Source organism: Algoriella sp., assembly GCF_036647415.1.
Classification (GTDB): Bacteria; Bacteroidota; Bacteroidia; order Flavobacteriales; family Weeksellaceae; genus Empedobacter.
Genome location: NZ_JAVXKG010000067.1, coordinates 1 through 4,592, shown reverse-complemented (window position 1 = coordinate 4,592; position 4,592 = coordinate 1). Strand labels below are relative to the sequence as shown.

Sequence of the window (4,592 nt, the reverse complement as noted above, 5' to 3'; positions counted from 1 at the left end):
GTGCATACCTACGCCATATTCATCAGATAACATTTGTCTTGTAACATCGCCTGGTTTAGGTTTACCATTTCTTCCATAAGTGTATTTACTTCTTATTTCTAAAACTATTTCATCCGTTAAATTAGTTGCAGGATTTTTCTCGCCTTTACAACTTTTATTTCCAAATTTATGTGCATGAATCATATTTTCAGACCTTGTGACCCATTCTAAGTTTGAAAGCCTGTTATCAGCGGGTTTTGAATTTATATGGTTAACTTGTGGTTTATTTTCAGGATTTGGTATAAAAGTAATTGCAACTAATCGGTGGACTTTAATAGTATGAACCTTACCATCTGAATCACGTTTTAACATAGTACGCCAATATCCATTTGGATCTAATGCAGGTTTCATAATAGCGGTTCTACCGCATCCAAATTGATTAAATGTTTTTATCCTTCCCATATTTGATATTTCATAAAGTGAATATCCTGGAATGCGTTTCCAAATTTCATTTGGTAAGTCTTGTAAATTATCCATTTTAATATTTTTTTTGTCTATACTCTTGTAAATCGCTTAAGAAAGGTGTTCCTTGCCCGTCCATTGTTATTGTAAAGTCGTCAAAATCTCTACCTCTTGTTAAGAATGCAGAAACAATACTTTCATCTTTGTTATTTTCATTCTTTTGAATTTTAATAATAGTTTCGCAAAGGTTAAGTAAATTAGTTCCTAAATGACCTCTTGGCTTAATTACTCCACCTGAAGCGTTTTCATGCAAAATCATTAATATATGGACGTTAAATGTAGCTTTAATTGATAATAACCATTCAGTAAGGTCTGCGGATTCATCAACACTATTAAAGTCTCTTAAAAAGTGAACAATATTATCTAAAATCAATATTCCGCAATCAGGATTTTCAGAAAGATGTTTTTCTACTAATAACCTTTTTTGTTCTTTTTTAGTACCTACCATTGAATAATAATCAACATTACGACCTGTTAGGTATTTTAAAACTTTTGTCATTTTCCAACATCTATAACGGTCTTGCTCCGTATCAACTATTGTTACATTATTCCGATGATATGTTGATTTCATTTTTTCATTTTGCCCTTTTAAAATTGCTTGGCAAATTGATTTTATTAATGTTGATTTACGGCTTTTAGCAGGTCCGAAAATTAATGATAAATTTTCTTCTGTAAATATTGGAACATCATAACCGTTTTGAGTTATTGATAGTATCGGAATCGGTTCTGCAATTTCAATACTAGGATCAATAATAAAAGAATCAAGATTTATATCTTCTTTTATAATTTCATTGTTAGGCAAATCAAATATTAACTTTTCCATCACATCAATGTTTTTATTTTTTCAAAATCTTCTTTTGCCGTAATTAATGCTTTTTCTAAAATTTCTTTTACCTCTTCATATCGTATTTTTTCATCTTTCGGAATAGGTATTTTTTGCTGATGTGTAATTTTCAATATTGAATAAATGCCATGTTTCTCCCAAACATCGTTTTTAATTTCTTGTTTGTATAATTCTTGATCTTGATACACTCTTTCGTATTCTTGGTAAATCCAAAGTTCATGAACTATTTTTTTAATGATATAATCTTTGCAATCTAACCGTTTTGATAAGTTTTCTAAAACACGTAATGGATTGTTTATTCCTAATGGATATTTAGCCGTCTTATTTGCTATTTTTAGCTTGTTATTTTCATTTTCTATACTGTACTGCCAAAAAATAAAATAAAGCAATAAAGCGTCCTCTAAATCGGTATTTCGTTTTTTCTCAAATTCTACTAATTTGTTTACGGCTTCAATGTCTTGTTGATTAACTTTAATTGTGCCATTTGTTTTTATAGCGTATGAAAATCTATTATGGAAATATTTAATTGCATTCATTGGAATATTTTTTAAAGTCATTTATTGATTTTTCAACTAATCGTCCGAACATTTCGTCTTTTTCTATTTTGTCGTTTACTTCATCAGCTATTTTGTCAAGCCTATATTCTCCTTTGTTGTTTGTATCTCTTAAACCTCCAACACTCTTAACTGTTTTAAACCAAAAATCTCTAAAACCAGGATCTTTACTTTGGCATTTTTGAAAGTATTTATAAACAGCTATCAACCTTTCGATTTTTTGTTTATCAACTTCTATAATTAGCCTTATTGTTTCGTACCAGTTTACCAACTTAGCTTTTTTAATTGTAACATTGTTTGGATTTTCTTCTTTCCACATTTCCCAAAATTTATAAGCGATATGGAAATACTGTTTGTTGAATTCAAATGAAGAATAGAACGATTTGAAATTTTTAATTTCAAATAAAAGAGCATTATTATATTTATCTTTTATATTATCATTGTTATTATCTTTATCTTTAGGGGTTATTTGGGTTTTATAAAAACCCATTGGGTTATTTGGGTTTATTTGGGTTTTTGGAGGTCTACCTCCTTTTGCTCCGTTTATCTGATTGGCTTTCACTGTTTTATTAATATATTTTTCTTTCATATTGTCTAACTGTGATTTAACAAAATTCCAAATAGGCTTAACATAATCATTATTACATTCTTGTTCTGATTGATATTCGTAAGCTGTAAATAGTTCCCAAAAATATAATTGGTTTTCAGATGAAAGCGATTGAATCAATAATTTCCAATCTTTTAAAAATATAACTGAATTATCGTCTTTTGCCATAGTTAAAAATCTTTACAATTTAAAGCCAAAAATTATATCTTAATTAGAATAGTTCCATTAACTGTTACTGTGTTAATTTTACCTTCTTTTATGAGTTTATTCACATAAGGAACTGATTTGCAAATTTTTTTCGCATATTCAGTTTGTGTATATAAATCTAATCTTATTTCTTTTTTCATAAGTTAACTTTTTTAACTTTTTTAGTTTAATAAAAGCGGTATTTTTCAACCGCTATTCTGATACAATATTACGTCTTTATTTTTAATTACGCAAGGATAATTTTTTATTTTTTCTTTCTTTCTCGTTGTCGAGTTCTAAAATACGACCTTCATAAATAAGTTCATCAATGTAGATATTTATTTCAGGCGTTGTTAAAAAGTATTTTGGCTTATTGAATGATGATGAAACTTGAGGCGCTTTAAAATAATCACATCCGTTATCTTCCATTTTAGCCTTGCAAATATCCAATATATGCTGTTTCTCTAACTCAATCATTTCAGGCGTCCTATCAGCCTTTATTTTCTTTACATGAAAGTAAATCGTATCAATCTTACATTTGAATAATGATTTAACATCGGAATAACTTTTGCCTAAAAAATACTGCTCTAAAAAATCTTCTGTTTTGTAAATTCGTCTTCTTTCAAATTCAATTCCTAACTGTGTTTTTCTGTTACGAATTGCCTGGTTAACTTGGTGTGCTTGTAAATTTAATTCAGCGCAAATTTCTTTGACTGATTTTTTCTTTTCGTAAAGTGAATAAACTTTTGAGGCGACAGAATAAGGATTAAACACTTTTTCTTTTCTCTTGTCTACCGCTACTTTTACATATCGTGGCTTAGGCTCTTTTTTAGGCTTAAAAACAACCTTTTTAACTGCTTTTTTCTTCTTTGTCTTGTCAATGGTTGGCGCAACAAATTTAACAGCTTTAACAGGCTTTTCTTTCTTTTCTTTTTTGCCGTATAGCTTTGTAAATTCTTTGCTACGTGGGTCAATCGATTCTTTTTTAAAAACACGCAATCTTAATATGGGGTCGTAAGTTGATAAAACTTCTTTAGTGCCTTTGTTTAGTTCTTTATAGCCCGCTACTACTTCACGGGCTTTTATTACTTCTTGGTTTATTGTGGTACTCATGTTAAATGTTAAAATTTAATTCTTCAGGTTTTGATTTGTAAAACCTTTTTGGAGTTTCTTTCAAGTTCATTATAGCTTGTTTAAAGTAACTATCTTTTAATTCAATGCCAATTGCTTTACGACCTAAAGAAACAGGACTATAAACCTCGCTACCTACTCCCATAAAAGGAGTTAAAACAACTTCTCCCGGATTGGAATATAATTCTACAATTCTATCAATTACATCTAATTGTAGAGGGTGTACGTGTTTTTCGTCATCTGGGTCTTTTCCATCTCTGAAAGGAAGAACGTTATCAATTCTAATATCATCCCAAACACTTGATGCATAACGTTGCCAAATATAATGACTTAATTTATTTGTTTTTGGATCGGTTGCGTTGTCGTACTTTTCATTAAGATATGACCATAATTGACTTTCATTTAATTTAGAATCATTTGCGTTATTCCAAGCTCGTAAAATATTTGGTAAAATTGGAGTTTCACCAAAATAATGCTTTAAACCGTGTTCGTGAGTTACAGGAACTTTATTTTCTCCTTTTTTAGTAAAAATTAAAACATAATCAGGCATTGCGGTAAAACATTTTGTTGAATCCTCAACAATAAATTTATGCATTAAAGATTGTACCATTGTACGCATTCTTACTTTTAATGGCTCTTTCCAAATTGTAATCCTATTTCTGTATTCAAATCCGTACTTTTCGTGAATCCTAATTATTTCGTGAGGAAAATCCCAAAGTCGGCAGGTATTATCAAAAACATCAGTACAATGTACTGCGTTTATTCTTCC

Annotated in this window: 6 protein-coding genes; all 6 read right to left on the bottom strand. The window is 29.4% G+C overall.

Annotated features, from left to right (window positions below; translation table 11 throughout):
• Positions 1-516, bottom strand: a 516-nt coding sequence (locus tag RSC72_RS15775) for an NUMOD4 domain-containing protein (protein WP_332578674.1), incomplete at its 3' end; no start/stop codon positions are given.
• Between the two features lies 1 nt (position 517).
• Entirely contained in the window at positions 518-1,324 is an 807-nt protein-coding gene (locus RSC72_RS15770) for an AAA family ATPase (protein ID WP_332578673.1), read from the bottom strand.
• Positions 1,324-1,881 carry a hypothetical protein gene (locus RSC72_RS15765; protein ID WP_332578672.1) on the bottom strand — a complete coding sequence of 186 codons (558 nt, stop codon included), beginning with the start codon at positions 1,879-1,881 and terminating at the stop codon, positions 1,324-1,326. Before RSC72_RS15765 ends, RSC72_RS15770 begins: the two co-directional genes overlap by 1 nt.
• A complete protein-coding gene (locus tag RSC72_RS15760) occupies positions 1,868-2,674 on the bottom strand; it encodes a DUF6291 domain-containing protein (protein WP_332578671.1) in 807 nt (268 codons plus the stop codon). Before RSC72_RS15760 ends, RSC72_RS15765 begins: the two co-directional genes overlap by 14 nt.
• A gap of 261 nt (positions 2,675-2,935) precedes the next feature.
• Positions 2,936-3,805 carry a hypothetical protein gene (locus tag RSC72_RS15755; RefSeq protein ID WP_332578670.1) on the bottom strand — a complete coding sequence of 290 codons (870 nt, stop codon included), beginning with the start codon at positions 3,803-3,805 and terminating at the stop codon, positions 2,936-2,938.
• Position 3,806: 1 nt separating this feature from the next.
• Positions 3,807-4,592, bottom strand: a 786-nt coding sequence (locus RSC72_RS15750) for a DNA methyltransferase (protein WP_332578669.1), incomplete at its 5' end; no start/stop codon positions are given.